Annotated in this window: 21 protein-coding genes; 13 read left to right on the plus strand and 8 right to left on the minus strand. The window is 72.1% G+C overall.

Features of this window, described 5'->3' with window-relative positions; genetic code table 11:
* The first annotated feature begins 10 nt into the window (after nt 1-10).
* Nucleotides 11-1045: a sulfate/molybdate ABC transporter ATP-binding protein gene (locus BJ975_RS12330; RefSeq protein WP_179426320.1), complete on the plus strand. Its 1035-nt coding sequence runs from the start codon at nt 11-13 to the stop codon at nt 1043-1045.
* Between the two features lie 75 nt (nt 1046-1120).
* On the opposite strand, the gene BJ975_RS12335 is transcribed toward BJ975_RS12330, so the two are convergent.
* Nucleotides 1121-2320, minus strand: a complete 1200-nt coding sequence (locus BJ975_RS12335) for an MFS transporter (protein WP_317628278.1) — start codon at nt 2318-2320, stop codon at nt 1121-1123.
* Nucleotides 2321-2417: 97 nt separating this feature from the next.
* On the opposite strand from BJ975_RS12335, the gene BJ975_RS12340 reads away from it, so the two are divergent.
* The 3 genes from BJ975_RS12340 to BJ975_RS12350 all read left to right on the plus strand — a co-directional run bounded on the left by BJ975_RS12340 (nt 2418) and on the right by BJ975_RS12350 (nt 5670).
* Nucleotides 2418-2993: a dihydrofolate reductase family protein gene (locus BJ975_RS12340; RefSeq protein WP_179426322.1), complete on the plus strand. Its 576-nt coding sequence runs from the start codon at nt 2418-2420 to the stop codon at nt 2991-2993.
* Between the two features lie 116 nt (nt 2994-3109).
* Complete coding sequence (locus tag BJ975_RS12345) at nt 3110-4576, plus strand: gamma-glutamyltransferase (protein ID WP_179426324.1); 1467 nt, start codon at nt 3110-3112, stop codon at nt 4574-4576.
* Between the two features lie 26 nt (nt 4577-4602).
* Entirely contained in the window at nt 4603-5670 is a 1068-nt protein-coding gene (locus BJ975_RS12350; RefSeq protein ID WP_179426326.1) for a glycerophosphodiester phosphodiesterase, read from the plus strand.
* Here the strand turns inward: BJ975_RS12350 and BJ975_RS12355 are convergent.
* The 3 genes from BJ975_RS12355 to BJ975_RS12365 are packed head-to-tail and all read right to left on the minus strand — an operon-like array spanning nt 5588 to nt 7301.
* A complete protein-coding gene (locus BJ975_RS12355; protein WP_179426328.1) occupies nt 5588-5854 on the minus strand; it encodes a PspC domain-containing protein in 267 nt (88 codons plus the stop codon). The two genes, BJ975_RS12350 and BJ975_RS12355, sit on opposite strands and share 83 nt — an antisense overlap.
* On the minus strand, nt 5851-6036 hold the full coding sequence (locus BJ975_RS12360) for a hypothetical protein (protein ID WP_179426330.1): 186 nt from the start codon (nt 6034-6036) through the stop codon (nt 5851-5853). The genes BJ975_RS12355 and BJ975_RS12360 overlap by 4 nt, the downstream gene beginning before the upstream one ends.
* Nucleotides 6033-7301 carry a PspC domain-containing protein gene (locus tag BJ975_RS12365; protein ID WP_179426332.1) on the minus strand — a complete coding sequence of 423 codons (1269 nt, stop codon included), beginning with the start codon at nt 7299-7301 and terminating at the stop codon, nt 6033-6035. The genes BJ975_RS12360 and BJ975_RS12365 overlap by 4 nt, the downstream gene beginning before the upstream one ends.
* Before the next feature lie 132 nt (nt 7302-7433).
* On the opposite strand from BJ975_RS12365, the gene BJ975_RS12370 reads away from it, so the two are divergent.
* From BJ975_RS12370 to BJ975_RS16995, 3 genes are all read left to right on the plus strand, one after another.
* Nucleotides 7434-8714, plus strand: a complete 1281-nt coding sequence (locus BJ975_RS12370) for an ATP-binding protein (RefSeq protein WP_179426334.1) — start codon at nt 7434-7436, stop codon at nt 8712-8714.
* Complete coding sequence (locus BJ975_RS12375; RefSeq protein WP_179426336.1) at nt 8711-9355, plus strand: LuxR C-terminal-related transcriptional regulator; 645 nt, start codon at nt 8711-8713, stop codon at nt 9353-9355. Before BJ975_RS12370 ends, BJ975_RS12375 begins: the two co-directional genes overlap by 4 nt.
* Nucleotides 9356-9531: 176 nt before the next feature.
* The gene (locus BJ975_RS16995) at nt 9532-9783 is read left to right on the plus strand and encodes an excalibur calcium-binding domain-containing protein (RefSeq protein WP_218845886.1); all 252 of its coding nucleotides are present in this window, start codon (nt 9532-9534) and stop codon (nt 9781-9783) included.
* 6 nt (nt 9784-9789) lie between these two features.
* Here BJ975_RS16995 and BJ975_RS12385 read toward each other — a convergent pair whose 3' ends face one another.
* Nucleotides 9790-11925 (minus strand): DUF4185 domain-containing protein, encoded by a 2136-nt coding sequence (locus BJ975_RS12385; RefSeq protein ID WP_179426338.1) that lies wholly within the window; start codon nt 11923-11925, stop codon nt 9790-9792.
* A gap of 97 nt (nt 11926-12022) precedes the next feature.
* On the opposite strand from BJ975_RS12385, the gene pcrA reads away from it, so the two are divergent.
* Nucleotides 12023-14356: a DNA helicase PcrA gene (gene pcrA, locus BJ975_RS12390; RefSeq protein ID WP_179426340.1), complete on the plus strand. Its 2334-nt coding sequence runs from the start codon at nt 12023-12025 to the stop codon at nt 14354-14356.
* 73 nt (nt 14357-14429) lie between these two features.
* Here pcrA and BJ975_RS17145 read toward each other — a convergent pair whose 3' ends face one another.
* Nucleotides 14430-15392, minus strand: coding sequence for a M23 family metallopeptidase (locus BJ975_RS17145; RefSeq protein ID WP_218845888.1), 963 nt, complete (start codon nt 15390-15392; stop codon nt 14430-14432).
* Nucleotides 15393-15768: 376 nt separating this feature from the next.
* On the opposite strand from BJ975_RS17145, the gene sucC reads away from it, so the two are divergent.
* Nucleotides 15769-16932 carry an ADP-forming succinate--CoA ligase subunit beta gene (gene sucC / locus BJ975_RS12400; protein ID WP_179426342.1) on the plus strand — a complete coding sequence of 388 codons (1164 nt, stop codon included), beginning with the start codon at nt 15769-15771 and terminating at the stop codon, nt 16930-16932.
* A 9-nt stretch (nt 16933-16941) separates the two neighbouring features.
* A complete protein-coding gene (gene sucD, locus BJ975_RS12405; RefSeq protein ID WP_179426344.1) occupies nt 16942-17838 on the plus strand; it encodes a succinate--CoA ligase subunit alpha in 897 nt (298 codons plus the stop codon).
* Between the two features lie 225 nt (nt 17839-18063).
* Here sucD and BJ975_RS12410 read toward each other — a convergent pair whose 3' ends face one another.
* A complete protein-coding gene (locus BJ975_RS12410) occupies nt 18064-19878 on the minus strand; it encodes a SigE family RNA polymerase sigma factor (RefSeq protein ID WP_179426346.1) in 1815 nt (604 codons plus the stop codon).
* Nucleotides 19879-19951: 73 nt separating this feature from the next.
* Here BJ975_RS12410 and BJ975_RS12415 point away from each other — a divergent pair, with 73 nt between their 5' ends.
* Genes BJ975_RS12415 through purH form a run of 3 tightly spaced genes read left to right on the plus strand, consistent with a single transcriptional unit; the run spans nt 19952 to nt 23248 of the window.
* Nucleotides 19952-21076 carry a cell division protein PerM gene (locus BJ975_RS12415; RefSeq protein WP_179426348.1) on the plus strand — a complete coding sequence of 375 codons (1125 nt, stop codon included), beginning with the start codon at nt 19952-19954 and terminating at the stop codon, nt 21074-21076.
* A complete protein-coding gene (purN, locus tag BJ975_RS12420; protein WP_218846786.1) occupies nt 21051-21695 on the plus strand; it encodes a phosphoribosylglycinamide formyltransferase in 645 nt (214 codons plus the stop codon). The genes BJ975_RS12415 and purN overlap by 26 nt, the downstream gene beginning before the upstream one ends.
* A complete protein-coding gene (gene purH, locus BJ975_RS12425) occupies nt 21692-23248 on the plus strand; it encodes a bifunctional phosphoribosylaminoimidazolecarboxamide formyltransferase/IMP cyclohydrolase (RefSeq protein WP_179426352.1) in 1557 nt (518 codons plus the stop codon). Before purN ends, purH begins: the two co-directional genes overlap by 4 nt.
* Here the strand turns inward: purH and BJ975_RS12430 are convergent.
* Nucleotides 23220-23900, minus strand: coding sequence for a TetR/AcrR family transcriptional regulator (locus tag BJ975_RS12430; RefSeq protein ID WP_179426354.1), 681 nt, complete (start codon nt 23898-23900; stop codon nt 23220-23222). The genes purH and BJ975_RS12430 overlap by 29 nt on opposite strands.

Consider the following 23900-nt stretch of genomic DNA (forward strand, 5'->3'; position numbering starts at 1 on the left):
AAAGGCCACCATGAGCATCGAGATCTCTGGGGTGAACAAGAACTTCGGCGACTTCGTCGCGCTCGAGGGCATCGACCTGTCGATCCCCACGGGCCAGCTGACGGCCCTCCTGGGACCCAGCGGCGGCGGCAAGTCCACCCTGCTGCGGATCATCGCCGGACTCGAGGACGCCGACTCCGGTCGCGTCGAGATCGAGGGCGTCGACGCCACCCGCCTGCCGGCGCAGAAGCGCAACGTGGGCTTCGTCTTCCAGCACTACGCCGCGTTCAAGCACATGACCGTGGCCAGGAACATCGCCTTCGGCCTGGAGATCCGCAAGCGCCCGAAGGCCGAGATCGCCGCGAAGGTCGACGAGATGCTCGAGCTGGTGCACTTGGGGCAGTTCCGCGACCGGCTGCCCTCGCAGCTCTCGGGCGGCCAGCGCCAGCGCATGGCCCTGGCTCGCGCCCTCGCGATCGAGCCCACCGTGCTGCTGCTCGACGAGCCGTTCGGCGCCCTCGACGCGAAGGTGCGCAAGGAGCTGCGCGACTGGCTGCGGCGGCTGCACGACGAGGTCCACGTGACCACGGTGTTCGTGACCCACGACCAGGAGGAGGCGCTCGAGGTCGCCGACTCGATCGTCGTGATCAACGACGGGCGCATCGAGCAGGTGGGCTCCCCCGACGAGCTCTACGACTCCCCCGCCACCGACTTCGTGCTGAGCTTCCTCGGCCCGGTCACGCAGCTCGGCGGTCTGCAGCTGCGACCGCACGACATCGACGTCGCGCTCGAGCCGCTCCCGGGCGCGGTCCCCGGCCGGATCTCGCGCTCGACGCGCATCGGCTTCGAGGTGCGCCTCGAGGTCACGCCCACCGAGGGTCAGCAGCCGCCGGTGCAGGTCACGGTCACCCGCGCCGAGGCGCGCGGGCTGCACCTCCAGCACGGCGACGAGGTCTGGCTGACGCCCACCGCGGGCGCCCAGGCGATCCGCCCGGCGAACGCCCCCGCATCGACCCTCGACGGGGCCGCAACTCATGGTTACAGTGTGACCCACGTCTCAGGCTGAGACGTCCATGAACTCCACGGGACGGTGGAGTACGAGGGCGGCCGGGCTTCGCGCCCGGTCGCCCTTCATGCATCCTCAGGCGTGGACGCCGATGCGCTCGCGCACCGGCGCGAACCGCAGGCCCACGAGGAAGACCACGAGACCGGCGGCGGCGAGTGCGACGCCCACCAGCGCGGGGGCCACGTAGCCCGCGCCCGCGGCGATCACGAGACCGCCGAGCCAGGCGCCGAGGCCGTTCGCGATGTTGAGGCTCGCGTGGTTGAGCGCGGCGCCGAGCATCTCGGCGTCGCCCGCGGCCGTCATCAGCCGGATCTGCAGGCCGATGGCCACGACGCTGCCGAGCGCGCCCATGAGGAAGACGCTCACGAGCGCGGCCGGGGCGAAGGTGGCGAGCTCGTAGAACGCGAGCAGCACCACGACCGTGAACAGCAGGCCACCCGTCACCTGGCGCACGTTGTCCCAGTCGGCGAGGTGCCCGCCGACCCACGTGCCCGACACCGAGCCGAGGCCGAACACCAGCAGGAAGACGGGGATGACCGCCGAGGGCAGGTCGACGACGTCGGTGACGATGGGCGCGATGTAGCTGTACATCGCGAACACGCCGCCGAAGCCGACGACGCCGGTCAGGAACGCCGCGATCACCGCTGGCTCGCGCAGGGCGCCGAGCTCGCCGCGGATCGTGACGCTGGGGTCGCCCGGCAGGTGCGGCACGAACACGATGACCAGCGCGGCCGCGACCACGGCGATCACCACGACGAGCGCGTACGCGGCACGCCACGAGAGGGCCTGACCCAGCCAGGCACTCACGGGGACGCCGGCCACGGTGGCGGCCGAGAGGCCCATCATCACCATGCTCACGGCGCGACCGCGGCGACCCGGCGGCACGAGCGAGGCGGCCACGAGCGACGCGACGCCGAAGTAGGCGCCGTGCGGCAGGCCCGCGACGAAGCGGGCGAGCATCACCGGGACGTAGCCGTCGGCGACGGCCGTGAGTGCGTTGCCGACCGCGAGTCCGCCGAGCAGCCACAGCAGCAGGGCGCGCTTCGGCATCCGCGCGGCCAGCGAGACGATGAGCGGCGCGCCGACGACCACGCCGAGCGCGTACGCGGAGATGATGTGGCCGGTCGTCGGGATGTCACGGTCGATGCTCTCGGCGACGTCGGGCAGCAGGCCCATCGTGACGAACTCGGTGGTGCCGATCGCGAAGCCGCCCAGCGCCAGGGCCAGCAGGGCGAGGCCGACGTGGCGGGCGGTCGGTTCGGTTCGCGAGGTCACCTCAGGTACAAGGCCCGCAGGGCGCGAACGATTCCTGACGTCCGTGCGACCCGAGTCACTGCTTGCCGCGCCCGGGCCGCGCGGGTCACCATCGGGTGTGACCCGCTTCGTCTTCAACACCGCCGCCACCCTCGACGGCTACCTCGCCGATCCCGACCACAGCCTCGCCTGGCTCTTCGCCGTCGAGGGCGGGACGCCCGACGCCCCCGAGCACGCCGACGCGTTCACCGCGTTCCTCGACTCGATCGGCGTCACGGTGCTGGGCTCGTCTACGTACGAGTGGCTGCTGCGCGAGACGCAGGCCCTCGAGAAGCCCGAGGCCTGGCCGGACGCGATGTCCGGCAAGCCGGCGTTCCTGTTCACCTCGCGCGACCTGCCCGTGCCGGCGGGCGCCGACCTGACGGTCGTGTCGGGCGACGTCCGCGACCACCTCGACGCGATCCGCGAGCGCGCCGGCGGCCGCGACGTCTGGGTCATGGGCGGGGGGGACCTCGTGGGTCAGTTCGACGACGCGGGCGCCCTCGACGAGCTGCAGGTCAGCGTCGCCCCCGCCACCCTCGGCGCCGGCTTCCCGCTCCTGCCCCGCCGCCTCGGCCCCGACCGCCTCCACCTCACCGACGTCGAGCGCCGCGGCCAGTTCGCCCACCTCACCTACGCCGTCTCGCGCGGGTGACGGTTTCCCCGGTTAACCGGGGAAACTGTCACTTCGCGAGGTTTGCGAACCTCGCGAAGTGACAGGAAACCTCGTTCAGTCGCGACAGGTGAGCCGCGCCGCCCTAGCCTGAGGCCGTGACCAGCGTTGCGATCGCCGCCCCGAACACCGCCGCGGCGGACGCGGCGGAGCAGATCGTCCGGGCCGGCGGCAACGCGATCGACGCGGCCCTCGCTGCCGCGTTCGTGACCATGGTGAACGAGGTCGGCCTGGTGTCGCCGAGCGCGGGCGGGTTCCTGACGATCCAGCCGCCCGACGGGTCGGCGCCGGTGACCATCGACGGCTGGATGGACATGCCCGGTCGCGACGTCCCCGACCGGCTCGGGCAGGGCACATGGGACGTCCACACCGAGTACGGCGGCGGCGTCACGGTGACGGTCGGACCGGGCTCGGTCGCCACCCACGGCGCCATCGCGGCGTTCGGGGAGGCGCACCGCCGCTGGGGGCGGCTCCCGTGGGCCGAGCTGCTCGCCCCCGCGATCGACGTGGCCCGCGGCGGCTTCCGGCTCAGCGCCGCGTCCCGGTACTACCTCGACTACGTGCACGAGTCGATCTTCGGCTGGGACGAGGCGAGTCACGCGGCCGTGCACGACGAGCAGGGCGCCATCGCCGGCCACGACATCGTCGTGCCGCACCTCGCGGCCTCCCTCGAGCGGATCGCCCGGCACGGCCCGGACGAGCTCTACACGGGCGAGCTCGGTCACGCGGTCGCCGACGACGTCCTGGCGCGCGGCGGCATCCTCGGCCCGACCGACCTCGCCGCCTACGAGCCGGCGGTCCGACCCGCCCTCACCGCGCGCATGGAGGGCTGGACGCTCGGCACGAACCCGCCGCCGGCGATCGGTGGCGTGAGCGTCGCCGCGATGCTGCGGCTCATGGCCGGCCACGGCCTGGACGACACCGAGCACCTGATCCGCGTGCAGCGGCGGGTGCTCGGCGAGCGGCTGCGGGTCTTCGACCACACCGACGACCTCGAGCGCGACGCCGCGGCGTTCCTCGACCTCGTCGACCGCGACGGTCTGGCGGCCCTGGAGTCGGGGTCGACGGCGCACGTCTCCACCGCCGACGCGCAGGGCACGGCCTGCGCGGTGACGATCTCGTCCGGCTACAGCTCGGGCATGATCGCTCGCGACACCGGCATCTGGCTCAACAACTGCCTCGGCGAGCAGGAGCTCAACCCGCGCGGTCTCCACGGCCTGCCGTTCGGCTCGCGCCTGCTCTCGAACATGGCCCCCACGGTGGGTCGTCACGCCGACGGCGGCGTGCTGGCGATCGGCTCGCCCGGAGCCGACCGCATCACCACGGCGATCGTGCAGGCGCTCACCGGCCTCGTCGAGGACGGCCTCAGCCTGCAGGAGGCGATCGACCACCCGCGGATCCACGTGCACCGCGCGGCGACGCCGGACGAGCAGGTCAAGGTCGAGCACCCCGACGACCTCACGATGTACTTCGGTGGCGTCTCGGGCACCCTCGTCACGGCCGAGGGCACCCTGGTGGCCGCGGCCGATCCCCGGCGCGACGGCGCCGTGCGCATCGTGTCCTGAGGGATGCCCGCCACTACGCTGACCGGATGACCGCCTCGCTCGTCGACGCGCCCGTCGTCATCGCCCACCGCGGCGTTCCCGGATCACGCCTGGAGCACACCCGGCCCTCGTACCTGCTGGGGATCGAGGAGGGCGCCGACTACATCGAGCCCGACGTCGTGGCCACGAAGGACGGTGCCCTCGTCGTGCGGCACGAGAACGAGATCGGCGGCACCACCGACGTCGCCTCGCGACCCGAGTTCGCCCACCTGCGCACCACGAAGTTCATCGACGGCGTTCCGCTGACCGGCTGGTTCACCGAGGACTTCACGCTCGAGGAGATCAGGACGCTGCGCACTCGCGAGCGCCTGCCGCAGCTGCGACCGCAGAATCTCGCCCTCGAGGGGACCGAGCCGATCCTCACCCTCGACGAGGTCATCGACATCGCGGAGGCCGAGAACACCCGACGCGGCGCGGGCGCCGACCCGATCGGCGTCTACGTCGAGACGAAGCACCCCACCTACTTCCGCGGGCTCGGACTCGACCTCAACGACCGGCTGCTCGAGGTCCTCGACCGCCGTGGCCTCAACCGCAAGGGCGCGAAGGTGGTCATCCAGTCGATGGAGACCGCCAACCTCAAGGCGCTGCGTGACCGCACCCCGCTGCCCCTCGTGCAGCTGATGGAGCGCAAGGGCGGTCCCTACGACCTCGTCGCCACGTACGACCCCCGCGACTACGCGGCGCTGACGCGCCCTGAGGAGCTGGCGAAGATCGCCGAGTACGCCCAGGGCATCGGCCCGAACAAGAGCCTCGTCATCGCCCGCGACCGCCACCAGAACCTGCTCGGCGAGACCGGCCTCGTCCGCGACGCCCACGAGGTCGGCCTGTTCGTCCACATCTGGACGATGCGCAACGAGAACAACTTCCTCCCCGTGCAGTGGCGCACGAGCCAGGACGAGGCCGACCCCGGCGACGCGACGGCCGAGCTGCTGGCCTTCTACGCCGCCGGGGTCGACGGGGTGTTCTCGGACTTCACACGGACGGCGGTGGCGGCGCGCTCGGCCCATCTGTCGTCGGCGGGCCCCACACGTCGGGCGCCTGCGCCTGGGGCATGAGCAGCCACGCCGCGAGGTAGACCAGCAGCGTCGTGCCCACGCCCACCACGACCAGCACGATCGTGATGATGCGGATGAGCGTGGCGTCCACGCCGGTGTACTCGGCCAGTCCTCCGCACACGCCGCCGAGCCACTTGTCGGTGGTGCTGCGGGCGAGCTTCTTGGGGCCCTGGTTCGGGTTCATGAGGTCCTCCTGAGGGTGAGGGCGATGCCGGCGAGTCCGGCGACGATGAGGGTGACGAGTCCGGCGACGGCCAGGCCGTCGACGCTCGCGAGGTCGTAGGTCAGCAGGGCCCAGCCCACGAGGACGAGTGCGAACAGGACGCCGAAGACGAGCGCGTCCCAGCGCAGCGGATGGGTGTTCATCGTCGAGTCACCTCGATCTCGCCCGCCGTGCCGGTGATGACGATGCGATAGGCCCCGGGGGCGTCGGAGGGCCAGTCGATCGAGGGGCGCTGGCCGTCGGACACGCGGCCGAAGACCTCGATCCGACCGCCGGCGGACAGGGACGTCTCGACGTCGACGTCGAGTCCCTCGGGCACGATCACGGTCGTCTCTCCCATGCCGTTGTCGATCTCCAGCGTACGGCCGGAGAGGCTCTCGAGGTCCTGGATCGCGGTGAGGTCGACCCGCACCCGGCCGAAGCCCTGCTCGATGGGCTCGGCGACCGCGGCGGCCGTGACGGGCCGCAGGTCGATGTCGCCGGCCGAGAGGTTCGGGGTCACCGAGGCGACCGCCAGCACGGGCAGGATCAGGACGCCCAGCGGCACCAGGGCGCCGGGGTGGCCGATCCTCGAGCCGACCAGCAGGCCGATCGTGACGATGCCGAGGGCGACGGCCGGGTAGATCGCGGCGTCGACCGGCTCCTGCGCGATGGACCAGAGGCCCAGGCCGCCCAGGGCGACGAGGATCGCCGAGAGGGTCAGCAGCAGCAGGGCGGGCGACCAGCGCTCGCGCGGCGGACGCGGGGGCAGGACGGAGGCCGGCGGCGCACCGGGCGGCGGGGCGGGCGGACCGGGCTCGTGGAGCACCGTCGTCGGCTCGTCAGCGCCCTGCGCGAGCGCCGGGTCGCCCGTGGACACGGGGGTGGTCATGACGTCGTCTCCTGTCGAGAAGGCGGGGGTGGGATCGGTGGGGGCCTGGGCGGTGAACGCGTCGGGCCGGTAGGGCGGGGGTGGCGCGTAGGCCGGCGGCGGGGTGGTGCGGGTGCGGTTCCTGACCACGAACAGCCAGTAGAGGAACCCGAACGGCAGCGCGATCCAGAACAGCGCCCACATCGGCCACCAGAACCAGCCGCCGACGCCCCAGGCGGTGTCGCCGAGGACGGCGGCCAGCGCGAGGACGCCGGCGACGATCAGGCCGACGGTGCGCAGCTGGGAGTCGGACTTGAGGTCGAAGGCCTCGGCCAGGACGCTGCGCTCGGACCCCTCGGCGGGGATGAGCAGCCAGCAGGCGACGTAGAGGATCGGACCGGCGAACCCGGCGACGGTCAGGACGACGAAGCCGATCCGCACGATGACGGGGTCGATGTCGAGTGCGCGGGCGATGCCGCCGGAGACGCCGCCGAGCAGCTTGTCTCCCGTGGTGCGCCGCATCGCATCGAGCTGCGAGCCGGAGGTCGGTGTGGTCATGGCTCCAGCCTGCCCGGGGGTCGGGGTCCGCCACCATCGGGTGAACCCCTGGTCCTCCCCCGAGGCGGCGTCGGCACGGACCGGGGTCGCACCTGATGGCGCCTGCGCGCGCCCGCGTGTGAGGGTGGTCCCATGACGACCGCTGCCCCCGACGCCGCCGGCGGCACCCGCCGCTCGGCCGACGGGTTCCGCCGGGCCTACCGGCCGGTGGACGCGCGCGTCGTCGCCGGCGTCAGCGCCGGTCTGGCCGAGCACCTGCGGCTGCCCGTGGTGTGGGTGCGGGTGGGCTTCGTCCTGGCCACGTTCGTGCACGGCACCGGACTGCTGGCCTACCTGCTGCTGTGGTGGTTCCTACCGCTGCAGGCCCCCGTGGACGGCTCCCCCGGCCTCGAGTCCGCGCGCCGTCGCGGCCTGCGCACGGGCTCGCGCGGACCGTCCCGCCGCGACGTCGTGCAGAGTGCCGCGATCGGCGCCGTGGGGCTGGGCGTCCTGGGCCTCATCGCGCTCGGCGGCGGCTGGCTCGAGGGCTGGATGCTGCCGCTGCTGCTGGTGGTCACGGGCATCGCGGTGGTGTGGCGGATGTTCGACGACGCCGCGTGGAACTCGTGGCTGCGGCAGACCGAGGGGCCCGCGTTCGCGATGCGGCTGCTCGTGGGCCTGGCGTTCATCGGCCTCGGCGCGATCTACATCCTCACCGTCAACCGCGGCTGGTCGGCCGCCGTGGACTTCTTCGCCGCGCTCGCCATCGCCGTGGTGGGCCTGAGCCTGATCCTCGGGCCGTGGATCCTGGGCCTCTGGACCGACCTCGGCACCGAGCGGCGCGAGCGCATCCGCTCGCAGGAGCGCGCCGACGTGGCCGCCCACCTGCACGACTCCGTGCTCCAGACGCTGGCCCTGCTGCAGAAGAACGCCGACGACCCCGCCACCGTGGCCACCCTGGCCCGCCGCCAGGAGCGCGAGCTGCGCGACTGGCTCTACGGCCGCCAGGACGACACCGCCACCTTCGCCACCGCCCTGCGCGACCTCGCCGCCGAGGTCGAGGCCAACCACCGCGTCCCGGTGGAGGTCGTCACGGTCGGCGACGCCGCGCCCGACGACGGCCTCCGTGCCCTGCTCGCCGCCACCGGCGAGGCCGTGGTGAACGCCGCGAAGCACTCCGGCGCGAGCCGGGTCGACGTCTACGCCGAGCGCGTCGCGAACGGCTCGGGCGACCGGATGGAGGTCTTCGTCCGCGACCGCGGCACCGGCTTCGACCCCGACGCGGTCCCCGCCGACCGGCTCGGCGTGAAGAACTCGATCATCGGCCGCGCCGAGCGCCACGGCGGCACGGCGCGCGTCCGCAGCACCCCCGAGGACGGCACCGAGGTCGCCCTCACCATGCCGGTCTCGCCCGGCGACAAGGAGAGCGCATGACCGTCCTGTCCGTGCTGGTCGTCGACGACCACGCGATGTTCCGCACCGGCGTCCGTGCCGAGCTCGAACGGCTCGGCAGCGGGCGCGTCGAGGTCGTCGGCGAGGCCGAGGACGTCGACACCGCCGTCGCCGCGATCTCGGACCTGCGTCCCGACGTCGTGCTGCTCGACGTGCACCTGCCGGGCGGCGGCGGCCCCGAGGTCATCCGGCGCGCGGGCGCGTCCACCACGTTCCTGGCGCTGTCGGTCAGCGACGCCGCCGAGGACGTCATCGGCGTGATCCGCGCCGGTGCGCGGGGCTACGTCACCAAGAACATCTCGGCGCCCGAGCTGCTCGACGCGATCGACCGCGTCGCCGGCGGCGACGCCGTGTTCAGCCCGCGCCTGGCCGGGTTCGTCCTCGACGCGTTCGCCGGCACGATCGCCGTCGCGCAGGTCGACGAGGACCTCGACCGCCTCACCGAGCGCGAGCGCGAGGTCATGCGGCTCATCGCGCGCGGCTACGCGTACAAGGAGGTCGCGAAGGAGCTGTTCATCTCCGTCAAGACCGTCGAGACCCACGTCTCGAGCGTGCTGCGCAAGCTCCAGCTCTCCAGCCGCCACGAGCTGACCCGCTGGGCCAACGACCGCCGCCTCATCTGACCTCGCGCGCCCCTCCCCCACTTTTGGAGCGGGATGCACGCTTTCGGGCACGAGGAAGGTTCATCCCGTTCCAGAAGTGGAGGGGGGTCCGGCGCGTAGGACTGACGTGACCGATTCGCCGGACAGGATCGCCGTGCCTTCGTACGGTGGACGTTCCCCCCGGAGAAGGAGCGAACGTGCGCAAGATCCTGATCGCCGTCATGATGACGAGCTCCCTCGTGCTGGCATCCGCGCCGGCCGAGTCGGCCCCGAAGTTCAAGAACTGCAAGGCCCTCAACAAGAAGTACCCGCACGGCGTGGGCATGCCCGGCGCGAAGGACAAGACCTCGGGCAAGCCGGTCACCAACTTCAAGCGCAGCAAGGCGCTCTACCAGGCCAACAAGGGCAAGGACCGCGACAAGGACAGGATCGCCTGCGAGAAGCGCTGAAACGCCTCAGGGCAGCGTGATCCGCAGGAACTCGGGGCGGTAGAGGCTCGGGTCGGCCTGGACGTCGCCGTCCTTGGTGTTACGGCTGACCGAGACGACCATCGTGCCCTTCTCGGGGAACAGCTGCGGGTGCGCGAGCGGCATGTAGCGCAGCTCCGATGCCGTCGAGGGGATCTTCGCCACCGGAGGCGCGGGAGTGAACGGTCCGGTGGGACCCGGCGCGGTCCAGACCACCAGGTCGGTGCCGACGAAGTCCGCGCGCTTGCTCAGGGCGTACCAGCGCTTGCCCTCGCGGAACACCGAGAAGGTCTGCGACACCCCGCCGTCCTGGCCGATCAGCTGCGCGGCCTGCTTCGCGTCGCGCTGCCACCGCTCGCCGTCCCAGTAGCGCCACTTCGACTGGTCGGTCACGTCCACCAGCCTGGTCTTCGCGACCGACACCGCCCACCCGAAGCCGCCGTCGCTCGTGCGGCTGGTGCCGTAGAGGTAGACGGAGTCGCCGACGACCGTGGCGGCCGCGCCCCACACGGGCCGGCTCGTGTCGGGGTCGTCCTCGCCCAGGTCGACGACTCGCTGGAGCACCGGCGCCCGGCCCGGCTCGACCTGGAAGATCGCCACGGCGGGCCCCAGGTTCCGGAACCCGAAGAGGTCGTCGCCGGTCTGCTCGACCCGCTGCGCCATGACCCCGACGAGGTCGCGCCCGAGGTCGACCGCCGCCACGGACATCGGCCAGTAGCCGACCCCGTCGGCGCGGTCCGGGATCACGGCGTCGCGGTCGCGGCGCTGCACCAGGCCCGCGCACGTCTTGTCGAAGATCAGCATCGAGTTCCGCACCATCGTGCGGCTCGAGTAGTCCGTCCGCCGGATCGTGTCGCCGAAGACGAACAGCCCGCGTCCGTCGGCCAGGAACGTGCTCGCCCCCACGTCGCCGCCGACGAAGCCGTCGACGTCGCTCACGGTCTCGATGCGCTCGTTGAGCTCCTTGACGTTCGTCGGCGTCCGGGTCGTCTGGCACGTGACGGTGACCGGAGGGTCGAGGTCGGTCGCGGTGAACGCGGGCAGCGCGGGCGTCACGACGAGGATGCCGGTGAGGACGAACGCGCCGATCGTGGCCCCGACGGGATGGGCGCGCAGCGACGGGTGCAGGTCGCGCAGGGCCCGCCGCGGCTCGACCGCCGTGGCCGCCACCGAGGTCGCGGTGAGGCCGATCATCGTCCAGAGCATCATCATCAGCAGGACCCGCTCGACGTCGACACCGTCGAAGTAGGCCAGGCCGCGGACGGCCCAGGTCGCCGCCCCGGGCGGGAGCCAGGCCAGCAGGGTGGGCCACACCACCGGCATCGGCGTGAGCGGCCAGGCGCCGATCGCGCCGGGGATGCCGATCACCAGTCCGACGATCGCCAGCGCGAGCCCCAGCCTGCCGAACCACGCGATGAGCGCCAAGGTCATCGAGCCGACTCCGAGGACGACGAGGGCGCCCAGGCCGGCGAGCGCGAGGAACGGCGCGTCGATCCGGCGCACGACGACCTCGCTCAGGAACGCACCGCCCAGACCGGCGACGACGGCGCCGGCCGCGAGTCCCGCGAACCGCACCACGACGAGCGAGGCCGACGCCGACCTGGCCCCGAACACCAGGCCGAGCAGCGCCGCGAAGGCGACACCGAGGATCGCCCACGCCGTGCCGAGGCGGAACGGTCCGACGCCGTGGGGGTCGCGCTCGGCGACCGGGATCCGGTCGACCACGCGCACGGTCTGCCCGCTGACCGCCAGCGTGCGGGACACGACCTCCTCGACCTTCTCCGCCTCGGCCGTGCCACCGCCGCTGGCGACCCAGAGCTCGTGGTCGGCGCCGTCGCCCATCACGACGACCGCGCTGACGGCGCGGTCGCGCAGGCTCGCCTCCGCGGCCTTCTCCGAGGGGCTGACCCGCGCGGCGACCGCGTGCTCGCTCGGGCCGTTGAGGGCGTCGCGCATCGTGGCGGCGTCGGGGTCGGGTCCGACGACCGCGACCGGGATCTCGCGCGGGGCGGCCTGGCTGAGGCCCGGCAGCTCGGACGCCGGGTCGACCCGGACCAGCACGGCGGTCAGCACCATGGCGATGACGAAGCCGGCCGCGGTGAGCCCGACTCCGCGCTGGCGCATGTCCGACACGGTAGCGCGGCGCGGCACCGGGGACGTCCCCGCGTCGCGCCCTCTCCCGCCCACGCTGTCGGAGCGCGCGACTAGGCTGGATCCTGCGATGACCCTGCCATTCCCCGTGCCCTCCGCCCGTCCGCCACGTCCCGGCCCGGGCGGTCCCGACGCCCCCTCGCCGAAGCGGCGCACCGCCCGCTCCGACGAGCTCCTCGAGGGACTCAACGACGCCCAGCGCACGGCCGTCTCGCACACCGGCGGACCGCTGCTGGTGGTCGCGGGCGCCGGATCGGGCAAGACCCGCGTGCTCACCCGCCGCATCGCGTGGCTCATCGCGGCTCGCGGCGCCCACCCCGGCTCCATCCTGGCCATCACGTTCACCAACAAGGCCGCCGCCGAGATGCGCGAGCGCGTCGCCGACCTCGTGGGCGGCCGCGCCCGGATGATGTGGGTCTCCACGTTCCACTCCGCGTGCGTGCGGATCCTGCGCCGCGAGGCCGAGAAGTTCAGCTACACCTCGTCGTTCAGCATCTACGACGCCGCCGACTCGCGCCGGCTCATGACGCTCGTGGTCAAGGACCTCGACCTCGACCCCAAGAAGGTCAACCCGCGCGCGGTCCTCAACTGGGTCTCGAACCACAAGAACGAGCTCGTCGACCACGAGGAGGCCGCCAAGCGTGCCTCCAACGGCACCGACGAGACCTACGCGCAGTGCTACGCCGAGTACCAGCGCCGGCTGCGTGCGGCCAATGCGATGGACTTCGACGACCTCATCATGAACACGGTCCACCTGTTCCAGGCCTGGCCCGAGGTCCGCGAGACGTACCGCCGCCGCTTCCGGCACGTGCTGGTCGACGAGTACCAGGACACCAACCACGCCCAGTACAGCCTCATCAAGGAGCTGTGCGACGAGGACTCCGACCTCATGGTGGTGGGCGACTCCGACCAGTCGATCTACGCCTTCCGCGGCGCCACGATCCGCAACATCCTCGAGTTCGAGGACGACTTCCCCGACGCCGACACCGTCCTGCTCGAGCAGAACTACCGCTCCACGCAGAACATCCTCGCCGCCGCCAATGGCGTCATCAGCCGCAATCCGGCGCGCCAGGACAAGAAGCTGTGGTCGGCCGAGGGCGACGGCGAGCTGCTGGTGGGCTACGTCGGCGACGACGAGCGCGACGAGGCCCAGTTCATCGCCGACGAGATCGACCGGCTCTCCGACCAGGGCATCGCCGCGGCCCGCGACGTGGCGGTGTTCTACCGCACCAACGCACAGAGCCGTGTGTTCGAGGAGGTCTTCATCCGCGTCGGCCTGCCCTACCGGGTCGTCGGCGGCGTGCGCTTCTACGAGCGCAAGGAGGTCAAGGACGCGCTGGCCTACCTGCGCGTGCTCGTGAACCCGCGCGACGCCGTGTCGCTGCGACGCGTGCTCAACGAGCCCAAGCGCGGCATCGGCGACCGGGCCGAGGGTGCCCTCGAGCGCTTCGCCTCGCGCCACGACGTCAGCTTCTGGGAGGCGATGACCCGCGTCGACGAGATCGACGAGCTGGCCACCCGCTCGCGCACCGCGATCTCCTCGTTCGCGCAGGTCCTGTCCGAGCTGATGGAGCTCGCCGCGTCCGGCGCCCCCGCCGACGCCGTGCTCGAGGCCGCCCTGACGAAGTCCGGCTACCTCACCGTGCTGGAGAACAGCACCGACCCGCAGGACGAGACGCGCGTGGAGAACCTCGCCGAGCTCGTCGCCTTCGCGCGCGAGTTCGTCGCCTCGGCCGCCACCCTCGACGAGGACGAGGAGCCCGACGACGGCGTCGTGCTCGCGGCAGGCTCGCTCGACGCCTTCCTCGAGCAGGTCGCGCTCGTCGCCGACGCCGACTCGGTGCCGGACTCCGACGACGGCGTCGTCACGCTGATGACCCTGCACACGGCCAAGGGTCTGGAGTTCCCGGTCGTGTTCCTCACCGGCCTCGAGGACGGGGTGTTCCCGCACCTGCGGTCCCTGGGCGATCCGGCCGAGCTCCAGGAGGAGCGCCGGCTGGCCTACGTGGGCATCACCCGCGCCCGCGAGCGGCTCTACCTCACCCGCGCCACCGTGCGCTCGGCGTGGGGCGCCCCCTCGTACAACCCGGCGTCGCGGTTCCTCGAGGAGATCCCGCCCACGCTGATCGACTGGAAGCGCGAGGCCAGCGCCCCCACCCAGTGGGCGCCGCGCACCCCCGCGGCCTCGTTCCGCACCTCCACGGTCGCCGCGCGCTCCAAGAAGAAGTCCACGGGCGAGGTCGTCTCGCTCTCGCCGGGCGATCGGGTCACCCACGACAGCTTCGGGCTCGGCACGGTGGTCACGGTCGAGGGCACGGGCCAGAACTCGGTCGCCAGCGTCGACTTCGGATCAGCGGGCGTCAAGCGCCTGCTGCTGCGCTACGCGCCCCTCGAGAAGCTCTGACCACCCAGACGTGAACGACGAGAGCCCCCGGCCTGGCCGGGGGCTCTCGGGTGTCGATCGGTGCTGACTGGTGTCAGGGGGTGACGCCGTGCGCGACGAGCGCCGCGTACGGGTCCGTGGGGCCGCCGCCGGCCGGGTGCACCTCGAGGTGCAGGTGCGGGCCGGTGACGTTGCCGGTGGAGCCGGTGGCGCCGATGACGTCACCGGGGGCGACCTGCTGGCCCACGCTGACCGAGACCGAGCTCTGGTGGCAGTACCAGATCTCGGTGCCGTCGGCGAGGGTGATGATCGTGCGGTTGCCGTAGGCGCCCTCGTAGCCGGTCGAGGTGACCGTGCCAGCCGCGATCGCGACGAGGGTCGAGCCCGACGGACCGGCGAAGTCCAGGCCGGTGTGACGGCCGCTGCTCCAGTAGCCGCCGCCCTGGCCGAAGCGGGCGGTGAGGCGGTAGCCGACGACCGGGATGACCCACTGGTTGCGGGTGATCTCGTCCTGGCGCTTCTCGGCCGACTTGGCGGCCGCCGCGTTGTACTGCGCGAGCGCCTTCTGGACCTGCTGGGCCTGCATCGGCTTCTGGATCGCGAGCTCGCGGTCGTAGCTGCGCGAGACGTCCACCGCGTTCGTGGCGTTCGCGCCGACGTAGTTCTTGGCCAGCGCGGCGTCGGCGCCGGCGAGCAGGCCGGGCGAGGTGACGCTGATCGAGCCGACCGCGGCGATCACCATGGCGGCGACGCCGGCGAGCAGCCGGGTGCGGCCCGTGGCCGCGGCCGCACGGCGTGCACGACGCGCGCCGGGGATGCGGCCCTCGGGGATCGCGCCGATCGCGGGGAACACGATGGTGTCCTCGGCCGGGACGGCGGCCACCGGCTCGGGGAGCGCGGCGGCGGGAATCGGGTTACGGTCGACGGGAGCGGCCGCGCGACGCGAGCCGGGCACCGGGGTGGGCTGCTTCGCACGGCGGCCCACGCTGTAGGTCTGCGAGGTCGACTGCGGGCTCAGGCCCTGCATGACGACGGTCGAGTCGGAGTCGTGCTCCACCGGCGCCTTGGCGCGCCGGGAGCCGACGGTCCGGGGTGCCTCGGGTGCATCCGGGGTCGACCGACCGCTCGCTCGGGAGCGATCGAATTCGGCCATACGTGAAGCCTCCGGGGGTCAGGCAAACGGACTCGCCGAGTCTAGGGGAACCCCGGTGTCCGATTCCAACCCTTTGGCGAAGTGACTCACGGTTCGGACACGGATAGCAGAGGAAACTCATGCCCGCACCTCCGTCGGAGGCCCCCGTGTTCCAACTCACGTTTACGCAACCCACGCCGAAGCACCCCTCTCCCGGCAGGTAGAGTCGCGAGGGCTTCGGCGACGTCGCGTCCACGGCGCCCGCCGAACCACAGCGAATCCCACCATTAAGGACGTCACCGTGGATCTGATGGAGTATCAGGCGAAGGAGCTCTTCGCCAAGCACAACGTTGCGACGACTCTCGGCACCGTGGTCACCACGGCCGAGGAGGCCAAGGCCGCCGCCGAGCAGATGGGCGGCGTGACCGTCATCAAGGCGCAGGTCAAGGCCGGAGGCCGCGGCAAGGCGGGCGGCGTGAAGCTCGCCAAGACCGCCGACGAGGCCTTCGAGCACGCCTCGAACATCCTCGGCATGGAGATCAAGGGCCTCACGGTCAACCGCGTGCTCGTCACGCCGGCGACCCCGCCCGTCGAGGAGTACTACTTCTCCTTCCTGCTCGACCGCGCGAACCGCAGCTACCTGTGCATCGCGAGCGTCGAGGGCGGCGTCGAGATCGAGGAGGTCGCCAAGACCAACCCCGAGGCCGTCCGCCAGATCCCCGTCGACGCCGGCACCGGCGTGGACGAGGCGAAGGCCCGCGAGATCGTCGCCGACGCGAAGTTCCCGGCCGAGCTGGCCGACCAGGCCGTCGAGATGATCCAGGCCCTCTGGAAGGTCTTCGTCGAGGAGGACGCCACGCTCGTCGAGGTCAACCCGCTGGCGCGCCTGGAGGGCGACAAGCTGGAGGCCCTGGACGGCAAGGTCTCGCTCGACGAGAACGCCGACTTCCGTCACCCCGAGCACGAGGCGTTCGTGGACAACGACGCCACCGACCCGCTCGAGGTCAAGGCCAAGTCGAAGGGCCTGAACTACGTCAAGCTCGACGGCCAGGTCGGCATCATCGGCAACGGCGCCGGGCTCGTCATGAGCACGCTCGACGTGGTCGCGTACGCCGGTGAGGCCCACGGCGGCGTCAAGCCCGCCAACTTCCTGGACATCGGCGGCGGCGCCTCGGCGCAGGTCATGGCCGACGGCCTGGACGTCATCTTGAACGACGAGCAGGTCAAGAGCGTGTTCGTCAACGTCTTCGGCGGCATCACCTCGTGTGACGCGGTCGCGAACGGCATCAAGGGCGCGCTGGAGATCCTCGGCGACGAGGCCACCAAGCCGCTCGTCGTGCGCCTCGACGGCAACAAGGTCGAGGAAGGCCGGGCGATCCTGAACGAACTGAACCACCCGCTGGTCACGCTCGTCGACACCATGGACGGTGCCGCCGACAAGGCCGCCGAGCTCGCGAACGCATAAGGACGAAACATGGCGATCTATCTCACCTCTGAATCCAAGGTCATCGTCCAGGGCATCACCGGCGGCGAGGGCACCAAGCACACCGCCCTGATGCTCAAGTCCGGCACGAACGTCGTCGGTGGCGTCAACGCGCGCAAGGCCGGCACCACGGTCACGCACGTCGACGCCGACGGCAACGACGTCGAGCTGCCCGTGTTCGGCTCGGTCGCCGAGGCGATCGAGAAGACCGGCGCCGACGTGTCGGTCGCGTTCGTCCCGCCGGCGTTCACCAAGGACGCCGTCGTCGAGGCCATCGACGCCGAGATCGGCCTGCTCGTGGTCATCACCGAGGGCGTCCCGGTCCAGGACACCGCGGAGTTCTGGGCCTACGCCCAGGGCAAGAAGACCCGCATCATCGGCCCGAACTGCCCCGGCATCATCAGCCCCGGGCAGGCGCTCGCCGGCATCACGCCGGCGACCATCGCGGGCGCCGGCCCGGTCGGCCTCGTGTCCAAGTCGGGCACGCTGACCTACCAGATGATGTTCGAGCTGCGTGACTTCGGCTTCACCACCGCCATCGGCATCGGCGGCGACCCGGTCATCGGCACGACGCACATCGACGCGCTCGAGGCGTTCGAGAACGACCCCGACACCAAGGCGATCGTGATGATCGGCGAGATCGGCGGCGACGCCGAGGAGCGCGCGGCCGAGTACATCAAGGCGCACGTGACCAAGCCGGTCGTCGGCTATGTCGCGGGCTTCACCGCTCCCGAGGGCAAGACCATGGGCCACGCCGGCGCCATCGTCTCGGGCTCCTCGGGCACCGCCCAGGCGAAGAAGGAGGCCCTCGAGGCCGCCGGGGTCAAGGTCGGCAAGACGCCGTCCGAGACCGCCGCCCTGATGCGGGAGATCCTGCAGGGTCTCTGACACCCGTCAGCACGACGCCCCCGCGAGCCTCGGCTCGCGGGGGCGTCGTCGTTCGTGGTGACAGTTTCCCCGGTTAAGCGGGGAAACTGTCACTTCACGGGGTTTGCGAACCTCGCGAAGTGACAGGAAACCTCGTTCAGTCGAGGTCGGGACGACCGCCCGGGGTTCTCGGTCACTCCCCGGGGATCGCGAACCCCGGTCAGTGACAGGTAACCGGGGAAACCGTCACTCCGGGACGTACGCGAGGCGCTCGCCGGCGCGCTTGAGGACGGCGCGGAACTCGCCGCCGGAGATGGCGTACTTGCCGGCGGGCGGGAAGAGCACCTGGGTGACGTCGGCCCCGCGGCGAACGACGCCCATCCGGTAGTGGACGGTGCGGTCCTTGCCGATCTCGAGACCGACGCGCCACGAGGTGCCGGCGAAGCCGCTGCCGCGGACGCGCTTCTCGTCGTCGACGGTGGCGGGCAGGTCGCCGTCCTCGCACTCGTCGATCCGCTTGGCGATCCCGTCGACGAACTTCTTCGCCGCCTTGGGGCTCGACATCCGCGCGACCGTCTGCGTGAGCGCGAACTGGTCGGGCAGCACCTCGGCCTCCGGGATCGCGAAGACGCGCGACTGGGCCGAGCTGACGGACTTGCCGGTGAAGGTGGTGTCGTCGCAGACCGTGGCGGTCGGGTTCTGGTTCGTGACCGCGGCGGGCGCGCTGGCGCTCCAGACGCTGTCGATCGTCTTGACCGGCGGCAGGTCGACGACGCCGAGGAACGACGGGTACTTGCCCACGGCCGGCGGCAGCGCCGAGGTCACGGTGAAGCGCTCGGTGCAGTCGCCGCCCGAGTCGGCGCAGACGCGACTGATCGACTCGTTGAGCACGCGCGCGAACTGACGCACGTCGGTGCGCTCGGTGCCCGGCGACTCGTGCACGAGCGTGCTGGTGAGGGTGCCCGACTGCGCCAGGCCCACGGTGATGAAGCGGGCCGGCGAGCGGTAGGACTGCAGGCGCAGGATCTGGAAGTCGCCGAAGGGGCGCTCGACGCGGTAGGCGTCGACGAGGCGCGTGCGCGGGTGCTCACACCCGGCGTAGAAGGAGACGAGGCGCGAGAACGCGGCCTCGGACGCCTCCTCCGAGCGCGAGACCTCGATCGCCTGCGCGACACGGTCGTCCGCGTCGTCGGTGAAGGCGCGCACGAAGACCTTGAGCGGGTCGGGGTCGGCGAAGCGGGTGGTGGGACACGTGGCGTACGGGGTCTGGTTGGCCAGGTCGGTGTCCGTGGCCTCGACCGACCAGGCGGCATCGGGGTTGAGGTTCGCGACCTCGCCACTGGAGAGCAGATCGTCGGTGCCGATGTTGTGCGAGTCGAGCACGACGTCGCGCGACTCGGCGCCGATCTTCTCGCGGTCGGGCAGCGAGGACTGCCGGGCCATCGCGTCGCCCTGCGCCACGAACGCGCCGCCGAACAGCGCCACGGCGAGCGCGGCGGCGACGAGCACGACCGCGTTGCGGCGAGCGCCGCGGGTGGCCGAGCGGCGAACCTCGCCGGCCGACGGCAGGTCGAGCCCGGCGGTGACCACCGCGAGGGCGCGCATGCGCTCGACGACCTCGTCGATCGTGACGCCGAGGCCCTCCTCGATGCGGCTGAACCCGCGCGACGCGAGCTCGAGCGCGGACTCGTCGTCGACGCCCACCTCGCGCGCCGCCTCGTCGAGGTCGACGTCGGCGATCGTCATGAGGCTGATCAGCCGGCGCGAGGGCTGGTCGAGGTCGGCCAGCTGCGCCAGCAGGGCGTGATCGGTGTCGTGGGTGCGGGTGCGGCGCCATGGGTGCGTGCCGCGGCTGAGTGCCGTGCCCTTCCACGCCTCCGCGCGTACGAACGACGCCGGATCGGCCGCGGAGACGCGCGACCACTGGCGCCACGCGTGGCGGTACGCCTCGATCGTCGCCTCGCGCGCGACCTCGCGATCACCGCACTTCGCATACGTCGTGACCAGCGTCACCCGCTGCGTCGAGGCGTAGAAGGCGTCGAACTCGTCGACCCGAGTCATGCTGCCTTCCTCCTTCTCTCCACCCCGGCGTGTGCTGTCACGATCCCCGCCACGATACCGGTTGGATGGTGAGGTGACCGAGTCCCGTGCTGCCGATCAGTGGCGCCCGGCGATCCTCACGGCCGTCGGATCGACGGTCCTCAGCCTCCTGATCGCCGGTTCCGCGGCCTCGGCGACGACACTCGCGGCGTCCACTCCCGACCTGCTCCGGGCCTCGATCCGCGCGTGGCTCGTGGCCGTCGGCGCGACCCTCACCACCGGCGACGAGCGCATCGACGTGGTGCCCCTGGGAGCGACGATCGTGGTGGTCGTCCTCGTCCTCGCGCTCACCCGGCTGGCGCTGCGGACGCCGATCGTCGACCCCGTGGCGTTCGGCGCCATGACGGGCGGAGTCGCCGGCGTGCTGGCCGGGATCTGCTCGGCCGCCACCAGCACCGAGACCACCTCCACCTCGTTCGTCCGGGCCGCGTTCGGCGCGTTCCTGGTCGTCGGACTGCCCGCGGCGTGGGGTGCCTCCCGGCGTTCCGGCATCGCGTGGATGGGCCTGCCCTCCCGCTGGATCCCGGTGGCCGACGGAGCGTCCAGCGGCGTGATCGGGCTGCTCGGCGGGGCCGCCGTCGTGACCTTCGTGATGCTCACGCTGCACCTCGACCGCGCCGCCGACCTCTGGGCCACGCTCGACCCGGACGGCCCTCTCCTGCTCGGCCTCATGTGCCTGCTGGCGCTGCCCACGCTGGTGCTGTGGACCACCGCGGTGATCCTCGGACCCGGCTTCACGCTCGGCGCGGACACCACCGTCGACCTCGCCGGCTCAGCACTGGGCCAGGTGCCCGGGTTCCCGCCGCTGGCCGCGCTGCCCGACCCCGGTCCCTTCGACGGCTGGGTCGTCGTGCTGACGCTGGTCCCGCTCGCGGCGGGCGTCGCAGCCGGCCTCGTCACGTACACGCGCACGACCGCCGAGCAGCGTGGCTGGGGCCGCGCGGCCGGCGACGGCGCGCTCGCCGGAGCCGTGGCCGGAGCGATCGTCGGCCTCTTGCTCGAGACCGCGCGCGGCGGCCTGGGCCCGGGACTGCTGCAGACCGCGGGCTCCCCCGCCTGGCAGGGACTGCTGGTCGCCGTCCCGCTGCTGGCGGCGGGCGGCGCCCTGGGCGCGATCGGCGCCCACTATCGTTCTGCACGTGACCGAGCCTCGTCCTGAGCCCGCCCGGCTCGTGGTGCTGGTGTCGGGATCCGGTACCAACCTGCAGGCACTGATCGACGCCGCCGCCGACCCCGGCTACGGCGCCCAGGTCGTCGCCGTCGGCGCCGACCGTGACGGGATCGAGGGCCTCGCCCGCGCCGAGCGGCACGGCATCCCCACGTTCGTCGAGCGGGTCTCCGACCATCCCGACCGCGCCGCCTGGGACGCCTCGATCGCCGAGACGGTGGCGTCGTACCGGCCCGACCTGGTCGTCCTGGCCGGCTTCATGAAGCTCGCGGGCCCGGCGTTCCTCGAGCGCTTCGGCGGCCGCACGGTCAACACCCACCCGGCGCTCTCGCCGTCCTTCCCCGGCATGCGCGGCCCGCAGGACGCGCTGGAGTACGGCGTGAAGATCACCGGCGCCACCCTGTTCGTCGTCGACGCCGGCGTCGACACCGGCCCGATCGTCGCGCAGGTCGCCGTGCCGGTCGAGGACGACGACGACGTCGAGACCCTCCACGAGCGCATCAAGACCCACGAGCGAGCCATGCTGGTCGAGTGGGTGGGCCGCCTCGCGCGCGAGCCCCACTCGATCGACGGCCGACGAATCCGCTTCCACCCGAAGGAACAGTCATGACCGACACCCGTCCCATCAAGCGCGCCCTCGTCTCGGTCTACGACAAGACCGGGCTGGCCGAGCTCGCGCAGGCGCTGCACGCCGCAGGCGTCTCGATCGTCTCCACCGGCTCCACGGCCAAGACCATCGAGGCCGCGGGCGTCCCCGTGACCCCCGTCGAGCAGGTCACCGGCTTCCCCGAGTGCCTCGACGGGCGCGTCAAGACGCTGCACCCGCGCGTGCACGCCGGCATCCTCGCCGACCTGCGCCTGCCGGAGCACCAGCGCCAGCTGGAGCAGCTCGAGGTCGAGCCGTTCGACCTCGTCGTGGTGAACCTCTACCCGTTCCGCGAGACCGTCGCCTCCGGCGCGACCCCGGACGAGGTCGTCGAGCAGATCGACATCGGCGGCCCCTCCATGGTGCGCGCCGCCGCGAAGAATCACCCGAGCGTGGCCGTCGTGGTCTCCCCCGACGCCTACGGCGAGCTCACCGACGCGCTGGCGCAGGGCGGCTTCACGCTCGAGCAGCGCAAGCGCCTCGCGGGTCGGGCCTTCGCGCACACCGCCGCCTACGACGTCGCCGTCGCCTCGTGGTTCGCCTCGGCCTACGCACCCGCCGACGACGAGCAGTTCCCCGCCTTCCTGGGCGCCACGTGGGAGCGCTCGGCCGTGCTGCGCTACGGCGAGAACCCGCACCAGCCCGCCGCGCTCTACACCGGTGATCACCCCGGCCTGGCCGGTGCCGAGCAGCTGCACGGCAAGGAGATGTCGTTCAACAACTACCTCGACACCGACGCCGCCCGCCGCGCCGCGTTCGCGCACGAGAAGCCCGCCGTCGCGATCATCAAGCACGCCAATCCGTGCGGCATCGCCGTGGGCACCGACGTCGCGCAGGCCCACGCCCGCGCCCACGCCTGCGACCCGGTCTCGGCCTTCGGCGGCGTCATCGCGGCCAACCGCCCCGTGAGCGTGGCGATGGCCGAGCAGGTGGCCGAGGTCTTCACCGAGGTCATCGTCGCCCCCGACTACGAGGACGGCGCCGTCGAGGTGCTCCAGGCCAAGAAGAACATCCGCATCCTGCGCTGCCCCGCCCCCACGCACGAGACGCCGGTCGAGTTCCGGCCCGTCAGCGGCGGCCTGCTGCTGCAGGAGCGCGACCGCGTGGACGCCGAGGGCGACGACCCCACCACCTGGACCCTCGCCGCCGGCGAGCCGGTCGACTCCGACACCTTCGCCGACCTCGTCTTCGCCTGGCGCGCGTGCAAGGCCGTGAAGTCGAACGCGATCCTGCTGGCCAAGGGCGGTGCCTCGGTGGGCGTCGGCATGGGCCAGGTCAACCGCGTCGACTCGTGCCGACTCGCGGTGGAGCGGGCGGGCGAGGAGCGCGCCCGTGGCGCCGTGGCCGCGTCGGACGCGTTCTTCCCGTTCTCCGACGGACCTCAGATCCTCATCGACGCGGGCGTCAAGGCGATCGTGCAGCCCGGCGGCTCGGTGCGCGATGCCGAGACGGTGGCCGCCGCCGAGGCCGCCGGCGTCACGATGTACGTCACGGGGACGCGTCACTTCTTCCACTGATCGCGCTGTCGCGCAGGTCCATCAGCATCTGCGTGCCCGTCTCGTCGTCGACGAGGTGGCCGATGATCATGCTCCGCATCGCGCGGACGACCTTCGCGGCCTCCTCGTCCTCCTCGTTCACGCCGGCCGTGCGCCGCAGCGCGACGCCGGCGATGAACGCGACCATGTCCTCGGCCAGGCCCTCGGGATCGGGGATGCCCGCCCGTCGCAGCACCTTCACCAGCACGTCCTGACCCGTGGTCAGGGCGGTGACGGCGGTCTCGCGCAGCTCGGGATCGCGGGCGGCGCCCAGGATCACGGAGAGCTCGCGCGTGGCCGTCTCGGGTGGCCGCAGGGCCAGGATGCTCGTGGCGAAGTGCACCGAGGAGTCGGCGGTGACCAGGCTCATCATGCCCTGGACGTCGACGTCGGCGAGGCTCTCCATCGTCGCGATCCAGGCCTCGATGTGGTGGTTGAGGGCCTCGCGCAGGAGCTCCTCGATCGTGGAGAAGTAGTAGGTCGTCGTGGCGGCCGGCAGGCCGGCCGCAGCGGCCACCGCGCGGTGCGTGACCGCGCGTGAGCCACCCTCGACGAAGAGGTCGACCGCGGCCTCCAGCAGCGCCTCACGGCGCTGTCGGCTCCGCTCCTGCGACAGTTGAGCCCTCGGTGCCAT

The sequence above is a fragment of the Aeromicrobium tamlense genome, assembly GCF_013408555.1.
GTDB classification, from domain to species: Bacteria; Actinomycetota; Actinomycetes; order Propionibacteriales; family Nocardioidaceae; genus Aeromicrobium; species Aeromicrobium tamlense.

Excerpts from the sequence above, each read along its gene's own strand:
- BJ975_RS12360 (WP_179426330.1), bottom strand. The coding sequence starts at position 6,036 with ATGAACACCCATCCGCTGCGCTGGGACGCGCTCGTCTTCGGCGTCCTG.
- BJ975_RS12430 (WP_179426354.1), bottom strand. The coding sequence starts at position 23,900 with ATGGCACCGAGGGCTCAACTGTCGCAGGAGCGGAGCCGACAGCGCCGT.
- pcrA (WP_179426340.1), top strand. The coding sequence starts at position 12,023 with ATGACCCTGCCATTCCCCGTGCCCTCCGCCCGTCCGCCACGTCCCGGC.
- BJ975_RS12385 (WP_179426338.1), bottom strand. The coding sequence starts at position 11,925 with ATGCGCCAGCGCGGAGTCGGGCTCACCGCGGCCGGCTTCGTCATCGCC.
- BJ975_RS12375 (WP_179426336.1), top strand. The coding sequence starts at position 8,711 with ATGACCGTCCTGTCCGTGCTGGTCGTCGACGACCACGCGATGTTCCGC.
- BJ975_RS12355 (WP_179426328.1), bottom strand. The coding sequence starts at position 5,854 with ATGAACCCGAACCAGGGCCCCAAGAAGCTCGCCCGCAGCACCACCGAC.
- BJ975_RS12365 (WP_179426332.1), bottom strand. The coding sequence starts at position 7,301 with ATGACCACACCGACCTCCGGCTCGCAGCTCGATGCGATGCGGCGCACC.
- BJ975_RS12410 (WP_179426346.1), bottom strand. The coding sequence starts at position 19,878 with ATGACTCGGGTCGACGAGTTCGACGCCTTCTACGCCTCGACGCAGCGG.
- sucD (WP_179426344.1), top strand. The coding sequence starts at position 16,942 with ATGGCGATCTATCTCACCTCTGAATCCAAGGTCATCGTCCAGGGCATC.
- BJ975_RS12330 (WP_179426320.1), top strand. The coding sequence starts at position 11 with ATGAGCATCGAGATCTCTGGGGTGAACAAGAACTTCGGCGACTTCGTC.
- purH (WP_179426352.1), top strand. The coding sequence starts at position 21,692 with ATGACCGACACCCGTCCCATCAAGCGCGCCCTCGTCTCGGTCTACGAC.
- BJ975_RS12370 (WP_179426334.1), top strand. The coding sequence starts at position 7,434 with ATGACGACCGCTGCCCCCGACGCCGCCGGCGGCACCCGCCGCTCGGCC.
- BJ975_RS12350 (WP_179426326.1), top strand. The coding sequence starts at position 4,603 with ATGACCGCCTCGCTCGTCGACGCGCCCGTCGTCATCGCCCACCGCGGC.